The organism is Citrobacter sp. Cu096, assembly GCF_030332285.1.
Taxonomy (GTDB): Bacteria; Pseudomonadota; Gammaproteobacteria; order Enterobacterales; family Enterobacteriaceae; genus Citrobacter; species Citrobacter meridianamericanus.
Genome location: NZ_JAOWID010000029.1, coordinates 161,617 through 179,244, shown reverse-complemented (window position 1 = coordinate 179,244; position 17,628 = coordinate 161,617). Strand labels below are relative to the sequence as shown.

General features: G+C 53.5%; 17 protein-coding genes. 13 read left to right on the top strand and 4 right to left on the bottom strand.

Annotation, left to right across the window (positions count from 1 at the left end; translation table 11 throughout):
• The first annotated feature begins 6 nt into the window (after positions 1 to 6).
• The 5 genes from pgaB (at position 7) to OGX99_RS13685 (ending at position 4,459) form a co-directional block, all read left to right on the top strand.
• Complete coding sequence (pgaB, locus tag OGX99_RS13705) at positions 7 to 2,028, top strand: poly-beta-1,6-N-acetyl-D-glucosamine N-deacetylase PgaB (RefSeq protein WP_187253161.1); 2,022 nt, start codon at positions 7 to 9, stop codon at positions 2,026 to 2,028.
• Entirely contained in the window at positions 2,025 to 3,359 is a 1,335-nt protein-coding gene (pgaC, locus tag OGX99_RS13700) for a poly-beta-1,6-N-acetyl-D-glucosamine synthase (RefSeq protein ID WP_151218307.1), read from the top strand. The genes pgaB and pgaC overlap by 4 nt, the downstream gene beginning before the upstream one ends.
• A complete protein-coding gene (gene pgaD / locus OGX99_RS13695) occupies positions 3,356 to 3,862 on the top strand; it encodes a poly-beta-1,6-N-acetyl-D-glucosamine biosynthesis protein PgaD (protein WP_151224294.1) in 507 nt (168 codons plus the stop codon). Before pgaC ends, pgaD begins: the two co-directional genes overlap by 4 nt.
• A gap of 82 nt (positions 3,863 to 3,944) precedes the next feature.
• A complete protein-coding gene (yjdI, locus tag OGX99_RS13690) occupies positions 3,945 to 4,175 on the top strand; it encodes a 4Fe-4S mono-cluster protein YjdI (protein WP_151218306.1) in 231 nt (76 codons plus the stop codon).
• 11 nt (positions 4,176 to 4,186) lie between these two features.
• The gene (locus tag OGX99_RS13685) at positions 4,187 to 4,459 is read left to right on the top strand and encodes a GNAT family N-acetyltransferase (RefSeq protein WP_016157396.1); all 273 of its coding nucleotides are present in this window, start codon (positions 4,187 to 4,189) and stop codon (positions 4,457 to 4,459) included.
• Positions 4,460 to 4,499: 40 nt separating this feature from the next.
• On the opposite strand, the gene OGX99_RS13680 is transcribed toward OGX99_RS13685, so the two are convergent.
• Positions 4,500 to 5,429, bottom strand: coding sequence for a LysR substrate-binding domain-containing protein (locus OGX99_RS13680; protein ID WP_151218305.1), 930 nt, complete (start codon positions 5,427 to 5,429; stop codon positions 4,500 to 4,502).
• 391 nt (positions 5,430 to 5,820) lie between these two features.
• Between OGX99_RS13680 and OGX99_RS13675 the strand changes: the two genes are divergently transcribed.
• From OGX99_RS13675 to OGX99_RS13645, 7 genes are all read left to right on the top strand, one after another.
• The gene (locus tag OGX99_RS13675) at positions 5,821 to 6,426 is read left to right on the top strand and encodes an ankyrin repeat domain-containing protein (protein ID WP_252838629.1); all 606 of its coding nucleotides are present in this window, start codon (positions 5,821 to 5,823) and stop codon (positions 6,424 to 6,426) included.
• A gap of 84 nt (positions 6,427 to 6,510) precedes the next feature.
• The gene (locus tag OGX99_RS13670; RefSeq protein ID WP_252838630.1) at positions 6,511 to 7,341 is read left to right on the top strand and encodes an oxamate carbamoyltransferase subunit AllH family protein; all 831 of its coding nucleotides are present in this window, start codon (positions 6,511 to 6,513) and stop codon (positions 7,339 to 7,341) included.
• Positions 7,319 to 8,866, top strand: coding sequence for an acyl-CoA synthetase FdrA (gene fdrA / locus OGX99_RS13665; RefSeq protein ID WP_151224291.1), 1,548 nt, complete (start codon positions 7,319 to 7,321; stop codon positions 8,864 to 8,866). The genes OGX99_RS13670 and fdrA overlap by 23 nt, the downstream gene beginning before the upstream one ends.
• Positions 8,866 to 10,281 (top strand): YlbE family protein, encoded by a 1,416-nt coding sequence (locus OGX99_RS13660; RefSeq protein ID WP_151218301.1) that lies wholly within the window; start codon positions 8,866 to 8,868, stop codon positions 10,279 to 10,281. Before fdrA ends, OGX99_RS13660 begins: the two co-directional genes overlap by 1 nt.
• A gap of 120 nt (positions 10,282 to 10,401) precedes the next feature.
• Complete coding sequence (locus OGX99_RS13655; protein WP_286538377.1) at positions 10,402 to 11,952, top strand: permease family protein; 1,551 nt, start codon at positions 10,402 to 10,404, stop codon at positions 11,950 to 11,952.
• A gap of 26 nt (positions 11,953 to 11,978) precedes the next feature.
• Positions 11,979 to 12,929: a carbamate kinase family protein gene (locus OGX99_RS13650; RefSeq protein ID WP_151218300.1), complete on the top strand. Its 951-nt coding sequence runs from the start codon at positions 11,979 to 11,981 to the stop codon at positions 12,927 to 12,929.
• Positions 12,930 to 12,941: 12 nt separating this feature from the next.
• Positions 12,942 to 14,324, top strand: coding sequence for an amidohydrolase family protein (locus OGX99_RS13645; RefSeq protein WP_286543880.1), 1,383 nt, complete (start codon positions 12,942 to 12,944; stop codon positions 14,322 to 14,324).
• Between the two features lie 45 nt (positions 14,325 to 14,369).
• Here the strand turns inward: OGX99_RS13645 and OGX99_RS13640 are convergent, their stop codons facing one another.
• Positions 14,370 to 15,257 carry a nickel/cobalt efflux protein RcnA gene (locus OGX99_RS13640; protein ID WP_151218298.1) on the bottom strand — a complete coding sequence of 296 codons (888 nt, stop codon included), beginning with the start codon at positions 15,255 to 15,257 and terminating at the stop codon, positions 14,370 to 14,372.
• Between the two features lie 120 nt (positions 15,258 to 15,377).
• On the opposite strand from OGX99_RS13640, the gene rcnR reads away from it, so the two are divergent.
• Positions 15,378 to 15,650, top strand: a complete 273-nt coding sequence (gene rcnR / locus OGX99_RS13635; RefSeq protein WP_003825567.1) for a Ni(II)/Co(II)-binding transcriptional repressor RcnR — start codon at positions 15,378 to 15,380, stop codon at positions 15,648 to 15,650.
• 54 nt (positions 15,651 to 15,704) lie between these two features.
• Here the strand turns inward: rcnR and OGX99_RS13630 are convergent, their stop codons facing one another.
• Positions 15,705 to 16,934, bottom strand: a complete 1,230-nt coding sequence (locus OGX99_RS13630) for an amino acid permease (RefSeq protein ID WP_187253155.1) — start codon at positions 16,932 to 16,934, stop codon at positions 15,705 to 15,707.
• 142 nt (positions 16,935 to 17,076) lie between these two features.
• Positions 17,077 to 17,532, bottom strand: a complete 456-nt coding sequence (locus OGX99_RS13625) for a multidrug/biocide efflux PACE transporter (RefSeq protein WP_040232158.1) — start codon at positions 17,530 to 17,532, stop codon at positions 17,077 to 17,079.
• Between the last annotated feature and the right edge of the window lie 96 nt (positions 17,533 to 17,628).

Here is a 17,628-nt window from a genome sequence, read left to right as displayed (position 1 = left end):
TTGTTCATGCTGAAAAGATGCCTGTGGCTTAGCGCATTAATCGCTGGCTGGTTGATGATTACCGCGTGCAGTAGTGCGCACAATACAACGCCTCGTTATGTTCCTCCCGCAGAGAGAACGCCGCTGACGGCTGATCATCCGTGGCCAAAAAATAGCTTCCTGGTACTGGGTTATCACGATGTTGAAGATGGCGCAGCGGATCAGCGCTATCTTTCTGTGCGCACCAGCGCATTGAGCGACCAAATGGCCTGGCTGCGTGATAATGGCTATAACCCGATCAGCGTGCAGCAAATCCTGGACGCCCATGACGGTAAAATCGTACTGCCGGAAAAGGCTGTACTGCTCACCTTTGATGACGGATACAGCAGTTTTTATACCCGAGTCTGGCCGCTGCTGAAAGCCTACAACTGGCCTGCACTCTGGGCGCCGGTAGGCAGTTGGGTCGATGCGCCAGCCAATAAAAAAGTCGATTTTGGCGGCTTAATGACCGCGCGCGATAAATTCGCCACCTGGAAGATGGTCGAAGAGATGGGCAAATCGCCGCTGGTAGAAATTGGTGCGCATACCTGGGCGTCGCATTTCGGTGGTGATGCCAACCCGCAGGGGAGTAAAGAACCGGCGGTGGCGAATCGTCTTTACGATAAGAAAACAGGAACTTACGAAACGGATGAGCAGTATACGCGGCGCATTAATACCGATATTTCACTGATCACCAATAAGATTAAATCGGTGACAGGGAAATCGCCGCGCGCGTGGGTGTGGCCTTATGGTGCGGCCAGTGGCACAACCTTAAATCTGACCAAAGAACATGGCTACAAGATGGCCTTCACGCTCAACGAAGGGTTGGCGAATGCCGCGTTTCTTGATGACATCCCGCGCGTGCTGATCTCTGATAATCCCTCTCTAAAGCGCTTTGCAAGTCAGGTCGCTCAGGTGCGTGAACCGCAGACGATGCGTGTGATGCATGTGGATCTGGATTACGTGTATGACAAAGACCCGGCCCAGCAGAAGCGCAACATCGATAAGCTGATCCAGCGCGTTTATGACATGCGCATTTCTCACGTTTTCCTGCAGGCGTATGCCGACCCTAAAGGTGACGGGAATATTCGCGAGCTTTATTTCCCTAACCGCTGGCTGCCGATGCGCGCCGACCTGTTTAACTATATTTCCTGGCAATTACAAACGCGGGCAGGGGTGACGGTATATGCCTGGATGCCGGTTCTGGCTTTCGATCTCGACGCTTCTATTCCACGTGTAACCGCATGGGATCCGAAAACGGGACGTACTGCTATCAATCACGAGAACTATGTCCGCCTTTCACCCTGGAGCGGCGAAGCGCGTCAGCGCATCACTGAAATCTATGAAGACCTGGCGAAACACGCAAGCTTCAAAGGAATCTTGTTCCACGATGATGCTTTCCTGACGGACTTTGAAGACGCGTCACCGGAGGCGTTAGCCGCCTACCGTGCCGCAGGGCTTCCGGGAAGTATTGAGCAAATCCGTAGCAACCCTCAGACCTTTGAGCGCTGGACGCGCCTGAAAAGTAAGATGCTGATCGACTTCACCAAACAACTGACCCAGTCGGTGCGTAATATTCGCGGTCCGCAGGTGCAAACTGCGCGCAATATTTACGCGATGCCGGTACTGGAGCCGGAGAGTGAGGCCTGGTTTGCGCAGAACCTGAATGATTTCCTCAATACCTATGACTGGACGGCACCCATGGCGATGCCATATATGGAGCAAATCCCGGCCAATGATGCCAACGCCTGGCTCGACAGATTAGTGAATGCCGTTGCACAAACGCCCGGCGCGCTGGACAAAACCGTGTTTGAACTGCAGGCACGAGACTGGCGTAAATCCGGGGACGAGGCAGAAATCAGCGGAAAACAGATCGCCGAATGGATGCGCCAGCTGAAATTAAGCGGTGCAGGTAACTACGGCTATTACCCGGATGATTTCATCAGCGACAAACCTGAGATGTCAGAGATTCGCTCGACGTTCTCCTCATACTGGTACCCGCAAAAATGACCGATCGCATAATTGCTTTCCTGATACTTTGCCTGATGTTCAGCCTGCCGTTTGGCGTGGCTGTCATTTTTACAGGTGAAATGATGTTGAACTTCGTCTTCTTCTGGCCCTTGTTCATGTCTGCACTGTGGATAAGCGGCGGAGCCTATTTCTGGTTTTACCGTGAGCGTCACTGGAAATGGGGAGATAATACACCGCCACCGACCCTGGAAGGGAATCCGCTGGTTTCCATTCTAATCCCCTGTTTTAACGAAGGGATCAATGCGCGTGAAACCATTGGTGCTGCGATGGCGCAGCGATATAAAAATATTGAAGTGATTGCCATCAACGATGGTTCGACGGACGATACATACGAGGTTCTGGAACAGCTGGCCGTGGAATATCCAAGCCTGCGCGTGATTCATCTGGCTGAAAACCAGGGTAAAGCGCTGGCGTTGAAGACCGGTGCGGCAGCGGCGCGCAGTGATTACCTGGTTTGTATTGACGGTGATGCATTACTGGATCGCGATGCCGTCGCCTATATTGTGGCTCCGCTAATCCAGTTCCCGCGCGTCGGTGCGGTGACCGGGAATCCACGTATTCGTACCCGCTCCACGTTAATTGGCCGTGTGCAGGTCGGTGAGTTCTCTTCCATTATCGGCTTGATTAAACGTACGCAGCGAGTCTATGGGCAGATCTTTACCGTTTCCGGCGTGGTGGCGGCGTTTCGTCGCCGCGCGCTGGCGGAGGTCGGTTACTGGAGCCCGGACATGATCACCGAAGATATCGACATCAGTTGGAAGCTGCAATTGCGCCACTGGTCGATATTCTTTGAGCCACGCGCACTGTGCTGGATCCTGATGCCTGAAACGTTAAAAGGACTATGGAAGCAGCGTCTGCGTTGGGCGCAAGGCGGCGCGGAGGTATTTATCGTGAACATGCGCCGCCTGTGGTCGTGGGAGTTTCGTCGCATGTGGCCGTTGTTTTTCGAGTTCTGTTTTTCTACCGCGTGGTCGTTCGCTTACGCGATCAGTATCGTGCTGTTCCTGCTAGGGTTGATGATCCCGATGCCGGACTCACTGTACGTGCAGCATCTGTTCCCGCCAGCCTTTACCGGACTTATCCTTGGCGTGGTCTGCTTAATACAGTTTGCGGTAAGTCTGATCATCGAACGACGCTATGAAAAAGGCATTGGCGCCTCGTTGTTCTGGATTATCTGGTTCCCGGTGGTGTACTGGATGCTAAGTCTTTTCACCACGCTGGTGGCGTTTCCGAAAGTGATGCTCAAACGCAAACGCGGCAGGGCGCGCTGGGTGAGTCCTGACCGTGGCATTGGGAGGATCGAGTCATGAATCAGCCACTGATCTTTACCGAACAGCGTTTTCTGCCAAGGGCGATCGACGTGCTGTTGACGCTGGTTGCCTGGATTGGGTTTATTTACCTGATTTATAAAGGGCTGATCACGGCGCTGACGCACTCGCCCTATATGGGCGTACGACCCTTTTTCACCACGCTGGATACGGTGACGTTTTATATCCTTGTTGCTCTGGTGAATGGCCTGGTGCTGATTGGCTGGGCGAAGTACAACCAGTTTCGCTTCCGGGTGGAACGCCGCAGCCGTAGACCAGGACTGGAAGACCATGAACTGGCGGAAAGTTTACGCATTACCCGTGAGCTGGTGACAGAACTGAACAAGGCGAGAGTGCTGACGGTTCACCATTATGAAAGTGGTGAGATCAGTCATATCGATGTGGACAGGGATATCGCCGATAACCGTCTGCCGCCGCCGACGCCTGCGATGCTGGAGTATTTGCCGCCAGAGCGGGAGCCGTCGTTGCAGAAAAGATCTGAGTGATATTTCTGCTTTCAGCGACCTCCTTCAGCCTCGCATCGGTCTATGATTAGACCCAGACAATAAAAAAATGTGAGGCAATGTCGTGGATAAAGAACTACTGAGTGCAGGTTATCGGGCCTATACCGGCGAGAAGATTGACGTCTACTTCAATACGACGATATGTCAGCATTCGGGAAACTGCGTGCGGGGAAGCGCAAAGCTTTTTAACCTGAAGCGTAAACCGTGGATCATCCCGGATGAAGTGGATGTCGCGACGGTGATTAAGGTCATTGATACCTGCCCGAGCGGTGCGCTGAAATATCGCCAGAAATAAGTGAGGGAACCATGGAGATTCTTGCAGGCCACAATAAGTTTTATGTGAATGATGCTGAGGGCAATCAGGTCGCCGAGATTGTCTTTGTGCCGACAGGTGAGCATTTGAGCATCATTGAGCATACCGATGTCGATCCCAGCCTTAAAGGTCAGGGTGTCGGCAAACTGCTGGTGGCGAAAGTGGTGGAGAAAATGCGCGCTGAAAACCGCAAAGTGATTCCGCTGTGTCCGTTTGCCAAACATGAGTTTGATAAGACCCGCGAGTACGACGATATTCGCGCTTGATTATCACACGAGCGCCGGAACGCATCCCCCATCCGGCGCATCACTCCCGATGTAGCAAATCCTGATAAATTCCCGTCAGCACTCCGCTTGGGCCAAATTCCTTTTTAATCCACTGAGTCACTCGACCGGTTGCCGAATGCTGGGTCGCCAGCAGCATCCGTGAGTCCTGACGCGGGTTGTGGATCTGCCGCGTGACCAGCAACGACTTTTCCATCGCCTCGCGCACCATATAGTCCGGCAGAAAACCGATACCCTCACCCAGAATCTGGCACTGGCATTTGGTATTAAAATCGGGAACCAGGATCGACTCCTGTCCGTGTAACAGCCAGCCGACCTTTTTGTTAATGGTGTGCGCGGTGTCTTCCACCATGATGTTCGGGTACAGGCGCAGCTGGCTCTCAGAGATGGGTTCAGGCATAAAGGCCAGCGGATGATCCGGTGCGATCGCAAACGACCAACGGATTGCGCCGATCTCGGTGTAATCAATCCCTCCGCCGTCCAGTAACGTATCGGGCGCACCGATGGCGATGTTGGCGAGGTTGTTGATGATCGAATCCCAGACGCCGTTATACACCTCGGTGGTGACGGTTATCTGGCAGGTTGGAAACTGTTTCTTAAGTACCTGCAGCAGCCGTGCGGTATGCTGCGGGGTGTAGAGCAACTGGTTAATGCAGATGCGCACCCGAGCCTCGATGCCCTGGGCGATGGTATCAATGCTGCGCTTGATGGCGTGGAAATCGTTCAGCAGATCTGTCGCCTTACGGAACAAGTAGCGCCCGGACTCGGTCAGCTCAATGCTGCGAGTACTGCGGGTAAACAGTACCACGTCCAGCCCTGTCTCCATTCGCTTGATGGTGTAGCTAATGGCGGAGGTGGTTAAACCCAGCTCCTCAGCGGCCTTGCTGAAACTGCTGTAGCGCGCCGCCATGGTGAACGCCAGCAGGTTCTCCTCGGTAAAAATTGAATTCATCCTCTCTCCTCCCAGGCCTCAAGGCTACCGCCCCCATACAATGATTGTTGAATGTATTTGTAATCCTTATACAGAGCAATCAGTTTTGAACAGAATTTAACACCAGTTTTACATTTGATTTGAAGGCAATCACACTTCTGTCCTTTAGTTGTAGGCCGCTATCTGCGTAGCATGCCGCTTTTTAACCTGGATGACTGATTAGCGCGTAAAAGAACGTCAGCCATAAGGGAAAGATTGCACTACAGCACGTTTTACTCTCATTATTAAATTGTGTTCAACAATCGCCTCGCTAACGATGAATGAAATTTAAGCGGATATTATTCTTATCACTCTATTGCTATTCTCAGCTTATCGAAAATTTAAAAGCCTTAAAAACTGCAGGAGAGGGACTATGTCAGAGAAAGAACTCATTACTGAATTTTTGCTGGCGTCAGAGCAGGGCAATGCACAGGGATTAAAATCCTGTCTGGCAAAAAATGTGGATATTAATGCCACTAACCGCCAGGGGCGTACCGCCATAATTATCGCCAGTCTGAATAAACATTACGACTGTGTTTCTTTATTGATTGCCGCAGGTGCTGATATTAATAAACAAGATCAAACCTGCTTTAATCCATTCCTGATTAGCTGCCTGACGAATGACTTAACGCTACTGCGTTTGGTATTACCGGCTAACCCCGATCTTAATTGCCTGAGCCGTTTTGGCGGTGTGGGTATTACGCCTGCCAGTGAAAAAGGCCATGTGGACATCGTGCGTGAACTGCTGCTGCGAACCGACATCAATGTTAATCACACCAACTTTGTCGGCTGGACGCCGCTGCTGGAAGCCATCGTGCTGAATGATGGTGGTGCGAAGCAGCAGGAGATCGTCAAGCTGCTGCTCGACCATGGTGCGAATCCGCACATGACGGATAAATACGGTAAATCCCCGCTGGAACTGGCGCGGGAGAAAGGTTACCACGAAATTGCCGAGCTGCTGATTGCGGCCGGAGCCTGACCGAGGAGCGCCACTATCGCTACGCCATCACGGCGATGTGTACGGGCGTTAACCGCAGACGGCGCGTTTCTCGCTTTCCGGGGAATGGCACGGGTTGAACAGGTTTTTTCCCGCGCAGTAAACCTGTTAATACCTGAACAGCAGCAACTGCTGACGTTACTGAGTGAAGATTGTGATAACGCGCCTAACAGCTGTCGGCTGGCGCTGACGCATTGTGAAGACCTGTTTCACTCTGGTGAATGGGTCAGTTTTTCCGAGTCGGGGATAGCCGTTGGCAACGATAAATGGATAGAAACCTCCGGTTGTCTGCGGTGGCGCATACCACGGTGGACGCCAGATACAGTAAGCCTCGCTACAGTCTACTGGCAGCGCTGGGAAGGGGTTATCCGCCAACAGCTAACAAGCGACGACACATTATTTCTGTACCAGGGTGATAACCCGTTTTATCAGGAAATCACCCGTCAATTACTCAATCGCCGACAAAGATTACTGACGGCGTTGCATACAGGAGAAAATATCTCTACAGCGGTCAGTTATTTAATTGGTCTGGGGATTGGTCTGACGCCTTCATCTGATGATTATTTAGTGGGCTTAAGCACTATTCTATTTATTCCTGGACATCCGCTGAGGAAATATCGTGAAGATTTTTTAGCAGCCTTACAATGTGCCGGAAATAATACGACGCTACTCAGCAAAATAACGCTGGAGGAAGCTTTTCATCAACGTTTTCGGGAAAGCGTTGGGCGGCTGGTAAAACATATTATTACTGAGCAACACCCCGTTTCTACACAATATATTATTGACATTAAAAATATTGGCTCAAGTTCTGGCTGCGACATGCTGTATGGCATGGCGGATGCCTGTGCCCTGAGCTACAGGTCCGGAGGGAATTATGTCGATCAGGATAGTTGTTAAAAAGAATACGTATTTTGATTCTGTCTCACTGATGTCTATCTCTACACGCGCAAATAAGCTCGATGGCGTTGAGCAGGCGTTCGTAGCTATGGCGACAGAAATGAATAAGGGCGTGCTGAAGAATCTTGGCTTGCTCACGCCTGAGCTGGAAGAGGCGAAAAGTGGCGATCTGATGATTGTCATTAAAGGTGCCAGCGAAGCGGCGAACGACCAGACGCTGGTGGCGATTGAAGAACTGTTTACGCATAAAGAGCAGGGCGGCCAGCATGAAGCGCGCTATGCCACGCTCGCCAGCGCGAAGAAACATGTTCCTGACAGCAACCTGGCGGTGATCTCGGTCAATGGACTGTTTGCTGCGCGTGAAGCGCGTCAGGCGCTGCAAAATAACCTCAACGTGATGCTGTTCTCTGACAACGTCTCTCTTGAGGACGAGCTGGCACTCAAGCAGCTGGCGCATGAAAAAGGGCTGTTGATGATGGGGCCAGACTGCGGAACCGCCATTATTAACGGCGCGGCGTTGTGTTTTGGCAACGCGGTGCGTCGCGGCAACATCGGAATTGTCGGTGCGTCTGGTACCGGAAGTCAGGAACTGAGCGTACGCATTCACGAGTTTGGCGGCGGGATTTCCCAACTGATTGGTACCGGTGGACGCGATCTGAGTGAAAAGATTGGCGGCCTGATGATGCTTGACGCGATTGGCATGCTGGAGGCTGATCCGCAAACGGAGATCATTGCGCTGATCTCCAAACCGCCTGCGCCAGCGGTGGCGCGCAAGGTGCTGGAACGCGCGCGCGCTTGCCATAAGCCCGTTGTGGTGTGTTTCCTTGGGCGTGAAGCCGCTCCTGCGGATGAAAAAGGCCTGCTGTTTGCACGCGGCACCAAAGAAGCGGCGCTGAAAGCGGTGCTGCTGACCGGCGTTAAAAAAGAGAGTTTGGATCTACATCCGCTCAACTGGCCGCTGATTGAAGAGGTCCGCGCCCGTCTGACCCCGCAGCAAAAGTATATTCGCGGCTTGTTCTGCGGTGGCACGCTGTGCGATGAGGCGATGTTTGCCGCCATGGAAAAACACGCGGAAGTTTACAGCAACATTCATCCGGATCCGGCGTTCCGCCTGCAAGATCTCAACCGCAGCGTCGGGCATACCTTCCTCGATTTCGGTGATGATGATTTCACCAACGGTAAACCGCACCCGATGATCGATCCCACCAACCGCATTAGTCGTCTGTTGCAGGAAGCGCGCGATCCTGAAGTCGGCGTGATCGTGATGGACTTCGTGCTTGGATTTGGAGCGCATGAAGATCCGGTCGGTGTGATGCTCGACGCGATCGTTGAAGCCAAAGCGATCGCTGCCGCAGACGACCGTCCGCTGGAGATCCTCGGCTACGTGTTGGGCACCTCCCTCGATACGCCGTCACTGGAAAAACAGTGCCAGATGCTGACCGATGCTGGCGTCATCTGGGCGAGCAGTAGCACCAACACCGGATTGCTGGCGCGTGAATTTATCTGTAAAGGGGAGGAAGCCTGATGAGCCAGACACTGTTTAACCAGCCGCTGAATGTGATTAATGTCGGCATCGCGATGTTCAGCGATGACCTGAAAAAGCAGAACGTACCCGTGACTCAGCTCGACTGGACACCGCCGGGGCAGGGCAACATGCAGGTAGTGGCCGCCCTGGACGAGATTGCCGATTCGCCGCTGGCAGACAAAATCGCTGCCGCTAACCAGCAGGCGCTGGAACGTATTATCCAGTCGCATCCGGTGCTTATTGGCTATGACCAGGCAATCAATGTCGTGCCGGGGATGACCCGCAACACCATCCTGCACGCCGGACCGCCGATCCGCTGGGAAAAAATGTGCGGCGCAATGAAGGGCGCGGTAACCGGGGCGCTGGTGTTTGAAGGCCTGGCGAAAGATCTGGATGAAGCCGCCGAGCTTGCCGCCTCCGGCGAAATTATCTTCTCTCCGTGCCACGAGCATGACTGCGTTGGTTCTATGGCGGGTGTGACGTCGGCGTCGATGTTTATGCACATCGTAGAGAACAAAACCTACGGCAACCGCGCATATACCAATATGAGCGAGCAGATGGCGAAGATCCTGCGCATGGGAGCGAACGATCAGAGCGTTATAGATCGTCTGAACTGGATGCGTGATGTGATGGGACCGATGTTGCGCGATGCCATGAAGCTGGCGGGAGAAATCGATCTGCGCCTGATGTTGGCACAGGCGCTGCACATGGGCGATGAGTGTCATAACCGCAACAACGCCGGGACGGCGCTGCTGATTCAGGCGCTGACGCCGTGGATTATTCAGACCGGTTATCCGGTTGAGCAGCAGCGTGAGGTGTTCGAATTCGTCCTTAGCAGCGATTACTTCTCCGGGCCGACCTGGATGGCAATGTGTAAAGCGGCAATGGACGCCGCCCACGGTATTGAATACAGCACCGTGGTGACGACGATGGCGCGTAACGGCGTTGAGTTCGGTCTACGCGTCAGCGGGTTGCCGGGGCAATGGTTTACCGGTCCGGCGCAACAGGTGATAGGTCCGATGTTTGCGGGCTATAAGCCGGAAGATTCCGGTCGTGATATCGGCGATAGCGCGATTACCGAAACCTACGGCATTGGCGGTTTTGCCATGGCGACGGCACCGGCTATCGTGGCGCTGGTGGGGGGAACGGTCGAAGAGGCGGTCGATTTCTCTCGCCAGATGCGCGAAATCACCCTCGGTGAAAACCCCAACGTCACGATTCCGCTGCTGGGTTTTATGGGGGTACCGACCGCGATAGATATTACACGCGTAGGCAGCACCGGTATTTTGCCGGTGATTAACACCGCAATTGCGCACAAAGACGCAGGGATCGGCATGATCGGCGCCGGAATAGTCCACCCGCCGTTCGCCTGTTTTGAAAAGGCGATCCTCAACTGGCGTGACCGCTACTGCTAATAACAATAATCGGGGCTAACGGCGTTAGCCCCACAGTAGCAAAGCGCAAAACGTTGCTTACCTGCAGGGCTGGGCGATCCCTGAGATCGCAAACGATGCTTAACCTGTGAAGGATATTCCATGAACAGCATAAAACTAGAATGGAAACGTGGTGACTGGGCGGCTTACTTCGGGCTGATGACCAACAACCTGACTAACCTGCTGACAATGATGGGGCTGCTCATTTTTGTCGTCGGGATCCCTACCGAAATTGTGTATGGGCGCATTGCGCCTGCCTTTGGTCTGGCGGTGCTGGTGGCCAGTGTCTGCTATGCCTGGTTTGGCCTGCAGATGGCAAAGCACACAGGGCGTAATGACGTGACGGCACTGCCGTCCGGACCGAGCGCACCGTCAATCTTTACCGTCACCTTCCTGGTACTGATGCCGGTTTATCAGCAAACCAAAGATGCCAACTTCGCGATCCAAATCGCGCTGGTGTGGTGTTTTGTCGAAGCGTTGATCCTGGTGGGCGGCTCCTTCCTGGGCGAGACCATCCGCAAGATGATCCCACGTACGGTACTGCTTTCTTGTCTGTCCGGCCTGGGACTGTTGCTGCTGGCGATGAACCCGATGCTGCAGGCATTTGAAGCGCCGACCGTCTCTTTCATCGTCTTGTTACTGATCTTCATTAACTGGTTCGGTAAGAAGCCGATTTTTGCCCGCATTCCTACCGGCTTACTGCTGCTAATTGCCGGTACGGCCCTGGCGTGGATCTCCGGTTTGCAAAGCCCGGAAGCGATTAAATCCTCGATGTCTTCCTTTGGCTTCAATCCGCCGGAAATTCATGTCGACAGCTTCCTGCAAGGTTTGCCGCACGCGCTGCCGTATCTGGCCTCTGCGGTCCCTTTGGGTCTGGCGAACTACATTTTTGACCTCGAGAACATTGAAAGCGCACATGCGGCAGGTGATGAGTACAACACCCGCAAGGTGATGATGGCGAACGGTTTCGCCTCCATGCTTGGCTGCATGCTGGGCAACCCGTTCCCGGTGACCGTGTATGTTGGGCATGCGGGCTGGAAAGCGATGGGCGCCAGCATCGGCTATACCTTGGCATCTGGTATCACCATGTTCCTGGTGCCGCTGTTTGGCCTGGGCGCGTTTATGCTCGCCATTATTCCGATGACTGCGATCGTGCCGATTCTGGTGTTTATCGGCGTAGTGACCGCCAATCAGGTGGTGCGAGAAACGCCCAAAGTCGAGGTTCCCGTGATCTTCATCTGCCTGTTCCCGTGGATCGCTAACTGGGCGCTAACCATCGTCAACAGCGTGATGGGCGCTGCCGGAACATCTGCGGGGAAACTGGGGAGTGATCTGCTGCACAGCAAAGGTGTCTATTACGACGGACTGGTGCATCTGGGTAGCGGCGCGCCGCTGGCCAGTATGCTGTGGGGCTGCGTCGCTATCTTCGCCATTATGAATAAGCCGTTACGCGGGTCGATTGCCGCAGCCTTTGGGGCGCTGTTATCGCTGTTTGGCGTGATCCACTCCCCGGCGGTTGGCTTTGCTGAAGGCAGCTCGATGATGTTTGTTGTGGCCTACCTGATGATGAGCGGCATGTTTGTCCTCAAGCATGTTCTTGATAGCCGTGAAGCGGTGACTGCGCCTGAGCAGGAACCGTCAAAAACGACCTGAATCGCCTGTAAGCGGAAGATAACACTATGAAAGAACTTGTGGTCGTTGCCATTGGCGGCAACAGCATTATCAAAGATAACGCCAGCCAGTCGATTGAGCACCAGGCTGAGGCGGTGAAGGCAGTGGCGGATACGGTGCTGGAGATGCTGGCATCGGACTACAACATTGTGCTGACACACGGTAACGGGCCGCAGGTAGGGCTGGATCTCCGGCGTGCGGAAATCGCGCACGAACGTGAAGGACTGCCGCTTACCCCACTGGCAAACTGCGTCGCCGATACGCAGGGCGGCATCGGCTATTTGATCCAACAGGCGCTGAACAACCGTCTGGCACGACGCGGCGAGCAAAAGGCGGTCACGGTGGTCACGCAGGTGGAGGTCGACAAAAACGATCCGGGCTTTGCTAACCCGACCAAGCCTATCGGGGCGTTCTTCAATGAAGCGCAGCGTGACGAGCTGCTGCGAGTCAACCCGGGCTGGCATTTTGTGGAGGATTCGGGGCGCGGCTACCGCCGGGTTGTGGCCTCCCCTGAACCAAAACGTATTGTTGAAGCAGAGGCGATCAAAACGCTGACACAGCAAGGCTTTGTGGTGATTGGCGCGGGCGGTGGCGGGATCCCAGTGGTGCGTAGCGATCAGGGGGATTACCAGAGCGTGGACGCAGTGATTGATAAAGATCTCTCCACGGCGCTGCTGGCGCAGGAGATTCGCGCCGACATTCTGGTGATCACCACCGGCGTCGAGCAGGTCTGTATTCATTTTGGCAAACCCAATCAGCAGGCGCTGGATACGGTGGATGTCGCCACGATGACGCGTTATATGCAGGAAGGGCATTTCCCGCCGGGCAGCATGTTACCCAAGATCGTTGCCAGCCTGACGTTCCTGGCGCGTGGCGGTAAGCGGGTGATCATCACCACGCCGGAATGCCTGCCCGCCGCACTGCGCGGTGAAACGGGCACCCATATTGTCCATTCCTGAGAGGAGATGCGAATGAAGGAAAGTAACAGCCGTCGTGAATTTTTAAGTCAGAGCGGAAAAATGGTGACCGCTGCCGCGCTGTTTGGCGCAGTGGCCCCGGTCGCGTATGCTGCTAATCCTGTCGGGAACACCTGCGGGGCGAAGAGCACAATGACGATTAATGATAAGCACTATTACCTGGATAACGTCCTGCTGGAAGTGGGGTTTGATTACGAAAACTCGGTGGTGGTGCATACCCGTACCGTGCTGCAAACTGTTGAAGTCCAGGACGGGAAAATTGTTGCGCTGCGCGAGAATAAGCAGCATCCGGATACGACGCTGCCGCACTACGATGCAGGTGGAAAGCTGATGTTGCCCGCCATGCGCGACATGCACATCCATCTGGATAAAACCTTTTACGGCGGTCCGTGGCGTTCACTGAACCGCCCGGCGGGCACCACCATTCAGGATATGATTCGTCTGGAACAAAAGCTGCTGCCTGAACTCCAGCCTTATACCCAGGAGCGCGCGGAAAAGCTCATCGATCTGCTGCAATCCAAAGGCACCTCGATCGCCCGCAGCCATTGCAATATCGAACCGGTTTCTGGGCTGAAAAACCTGGAAAACCTGCAGGCGGTACTGGCGCGTCGCCAGTCGGGTTTTGCCTGCGAAATCGTGGCGTTTCCACAACATGGCCTGCTGTTATCAAAATCTGAACCACTGATGCGCGAAGCGATGCAGGCGGGGGCGCATTATGTCGGTGGTCTGGACCCAACCAGCGTGGATGGGGCGATGGAAAAATCACTCGATACCATGTTCCAGATAGCGCTCGATTACAACAAAGGCGTGGATATCCATCTGCATGAAACCAGTCCGGCAGGCGTAGCGGCGGTGAATTACATGGTGGAAACGGTTGAGAAAACCCCGCAACTGAAAGGCAAGCTGACCATCAGCCATGCGTTTGCGCTGTCTACGCTGAACGAACAGCAGGTGGATGAACTCGCAACCCGCATGGCGGCGCAGCAGATTACCATTGCTTCGACGGTGCCGATTGGCACGATGCACATGCCGCTAAAACAGCTGCGCGACAAAGGCGTGGAAGTGATTACCGGGACCGACAGCGTGATTGACCACTGGTCGCCGTACGGCCTGGGGGATATGCTGGAAAAGGCGAATCTGTACGCGCAGCTCTATATTCGCCCGAACGAACTCAATCTGTCGCGGGCGCTGTTCCTTGCAACCGGCGATGTGCTGCCGCTTAACGATAAAGGTGAGCGCGTCTGGCCGAAAGCGCAGGATGAAGCCAGCTTTGTGCTGGTGGATGCCTCCTGCTCAGCGGAAGCGGTCGCGCGAATCTCTCCACGTACCGCGACCTTCCATAAAGGGCAACTGGTGCGGGGGAATGTCGCAAGCTAGTTTGGTTTTCCGCGCAGCGGCAATCGCTGCTGCGCGCTCTTACCGTTAACCGACGATCCCCAGATAGCCGTGAACCCCCATATATACGCCGACCATCGCGATGAGTGCGCTGGAAAAATAGGGCGCTTTACGCGCCAGTGTGTTAAACCCGTTCCAGCGTTTGGCCGCCTGTTGCACGCTGATTGCCGCGGCCACGCCCACCGTTACCAGCGTTATCGCCAGCCCGAGGCTGAAGCACAGCACCATGGTGGCACCCAGCGTGAAGGCTTTGAGCTGGATGCATATCAGCAGCACCGTAATGGCAGCAGGGCACGGGATCAGCCCACCGGTCAGACCGAACAATAATATTTGGCCGTTGGTGACCTCTTTGCCCGCAAAGCGGCGCTGAATATCGGTGGCATGCGCCCGTTCGTGGGCGTCCTGATACGCTTTCGAACCCTCGCTCAGCCCTGCTAACGCGGCATGGTTATGATCGTGGTCATGATGATGGTGATGATCGTCATCGTGGTCATGATGGTGGTGATGGTCGTCATGATCATGGTGGTGGTGATGCCCGTGATCGTGGTCGTGATGCGTCTGGGCCAGCCAGTTCTGCTCTCCCTGCCAGGTTCGCCAGAACATCCAGAACGCGGTACCAAGAATAATAATTGCCGAGATAAACTGCAGCCAGGGCTCGACGGTCTGGGCAGTAAACGCTTTGCTGATATACATCCCGCCGAGTGCAATCAACCATACCACAGCGGTATGCGACAGCGTTGCCGCCAGTCCCAGCATCACCGCCTGTTTGATGGTTCCCTTAATGGCGATAATAAAGGCCGCCATCATCGTTTTGGAATGCCCCGGTTCAAGGCCGTGTAACACACCCAATAAGATCGCACTGGGAATGAAAAACCAGGCGTTGCCTTGCTGAAGAAGCGTAGAAAATTCACTCATGAGAATGATTCTTAGTTGTTTAATTTCGCCTGATTCTACTCCCCCCCAGTATCAAATACTACCCCCCAGTAGAACGACAATGATATTGTCGCTGTAGTCAGACGTTAAAAAGGTATTGCTATGTCACATACGATCCGCGACAAACAAAAGCTGAAAGCCCGAACCAGTAAGATTCAGGGGCAGGTGGCGGCATTGAAAACCATGTTGGATGAACCGCATGAATGCGCGGCAGTATTGCAGCAGATAGCGGCAATTCGCGGGGCGGTAAACGGATTAATGCGCGAAGTGATTAAGGGGCATCTGACCGAGCACATTGTTCATCAGGGCGATGAAATTAAGCGTGAAGAAGATTTAGATGTAGTTCTGAAGGTACTGGATTCGTACATCAAATAAATCAGTTTAACGGCTCATCCACTTACCGAGGAATGAACCGTTAAACAACACGTTCTAGCCAAAAAACATCACAGATACACACAGCAGACCGACAATCAACGTGACCAGGTTACCCACTGAACGGTACGGTTTCAGCGCCGGGATTAGATAGGTAGATAATGTCGGCATGATAAACAGAATCATGGCGATCAGCGGTCCACTTATCGCGTAAATCATTGAAATAGCATTAGGGTTAATGCAGCAGATGATAAACGTAATGGCCGAAACCAACATAATGGACAGGGCGCGGTTAAAAGCCCGGCTTTTCTTCACTCCCACCTGATGCAACGACGTTTTTACCACTTCCGTTGCCCCTTCAATCACGCCAAAGTAGGTGCCGAGGAACGATTTTGACATCGCTACAACGGCGACAACGATCCCGGAAATCGACAGCCAGGCCGGCGCGTTTGGCATCATCGAAAGCGCTGACAGAATGGTCACGCCTTCATTTTTTGCATCCTCGATATAGTTTGTCGGAATCGAAAGCAAACAGCTGAAAACGAAAAACAGTACGCTCAGGCAGATGATGACGTAGGCTACCTTCATGATTTTTTTGCATTTACCCATGGCCTGCTCGCCGTATTTCTCACGACGGTCGATGGCGAACGTAGAGATAATTGGCGTATGGCTAAAAGCGAAAACCATCACGGGAATAGATATCCAAACCTGATGAAGCGTGTGCTGATCGAAAGACATCTGGCCGGTGAGTAGCGTTGGCTGCCAGCTTCCGGTCAGGTAGAGCGAAAGGAATAAAAAGTATGCGATGAGCGGAAACACCAAAAAGCCCATCACCCGGATGGTAGCTTGTCGACCCATCAGAAAAATTAAATTCAGCACCAGTACCACGCCCAAACTGACCAGCATACGCACGCGAAGATCTATCTCGAAATGTTTTGCCAGCTGTTCGGTGAGTGAATTGGTTATCGCCACGGCGTAGATCAGTACCACCACAAAGAAGGCAATAAAATAGAGGGTGGTGATCAGACTGCCGATCTTCTTACCGTAGTAATGGGTGACTGCGCCGGTGATCCCTTCACCTGCAGAGGTTTTTGACGACAGGATAAACTGGCACAGCGCCTTATGCGGCCAGTAGGTTAAAGGCCAGGCGACGAGTGCGGTGATAAACAACACCACCGCGCCTGCAGAACCCAGCTGTATGGGAAGGAAGAGGGTTCCTGCGCCAACGGCAGTCCCATATAGTGCGAAGCTCCAAAGAGTCTCTTCTTTTGACCAAAATTTCGACATTATTTGAACGTATCAACTATAAAATAAACAAAAAGAAGCGCAATTTACCACAAATGGCAGGGGCTGGGGGAGGTGTGAACAAGCTGGAGGGGGATTGGATGAAAAGCCGGAACCAAGAAGATTCCGACTATTGTTTGAGTTATCAGGCAGTAACGCGCTGCTGGCGGCGCTTCATAACGCGCTCGCGTAACGTGTCATATGCCCAGTTATAAAACATGGTGTATGGCAGGAAGAACAGGAAGAAACCAATTTCCAGCGTGAATGCCTGAAGCAGGCTGACGTTCAGCACATACGCCACGATGCTCACCCCGATCACAATAAAACCACTCTCAAAACCTAAGGCGTGGAATGCCCGTACTTTCGCCGTACGTTTCACCAGATGTGACGGCCATAAGCGGTCAAACAGAGCGTTATAAATGATATTCCAGATCATCGCCGTGGTAGCGAGAATAATGGTCAGTCCGCCCATTTCCAGCACCGAGCGCTGCATCAACCATGCGGTGGTTGGTGCGAGGATCGCGGTGGCAATGCCTTCAAAGCAGACGGCATGAAAAATGCGCTCCATTAACGAGCGACGTTGGACTGTATCGTGTTGCATAACCTAAAACCTTCTTTGATGCCTGGATAACGGAATGGTGGCAATTTTATCGTTTTATGTGATATCTAAAAGATAGTATCCATCGATAAAGTAGAT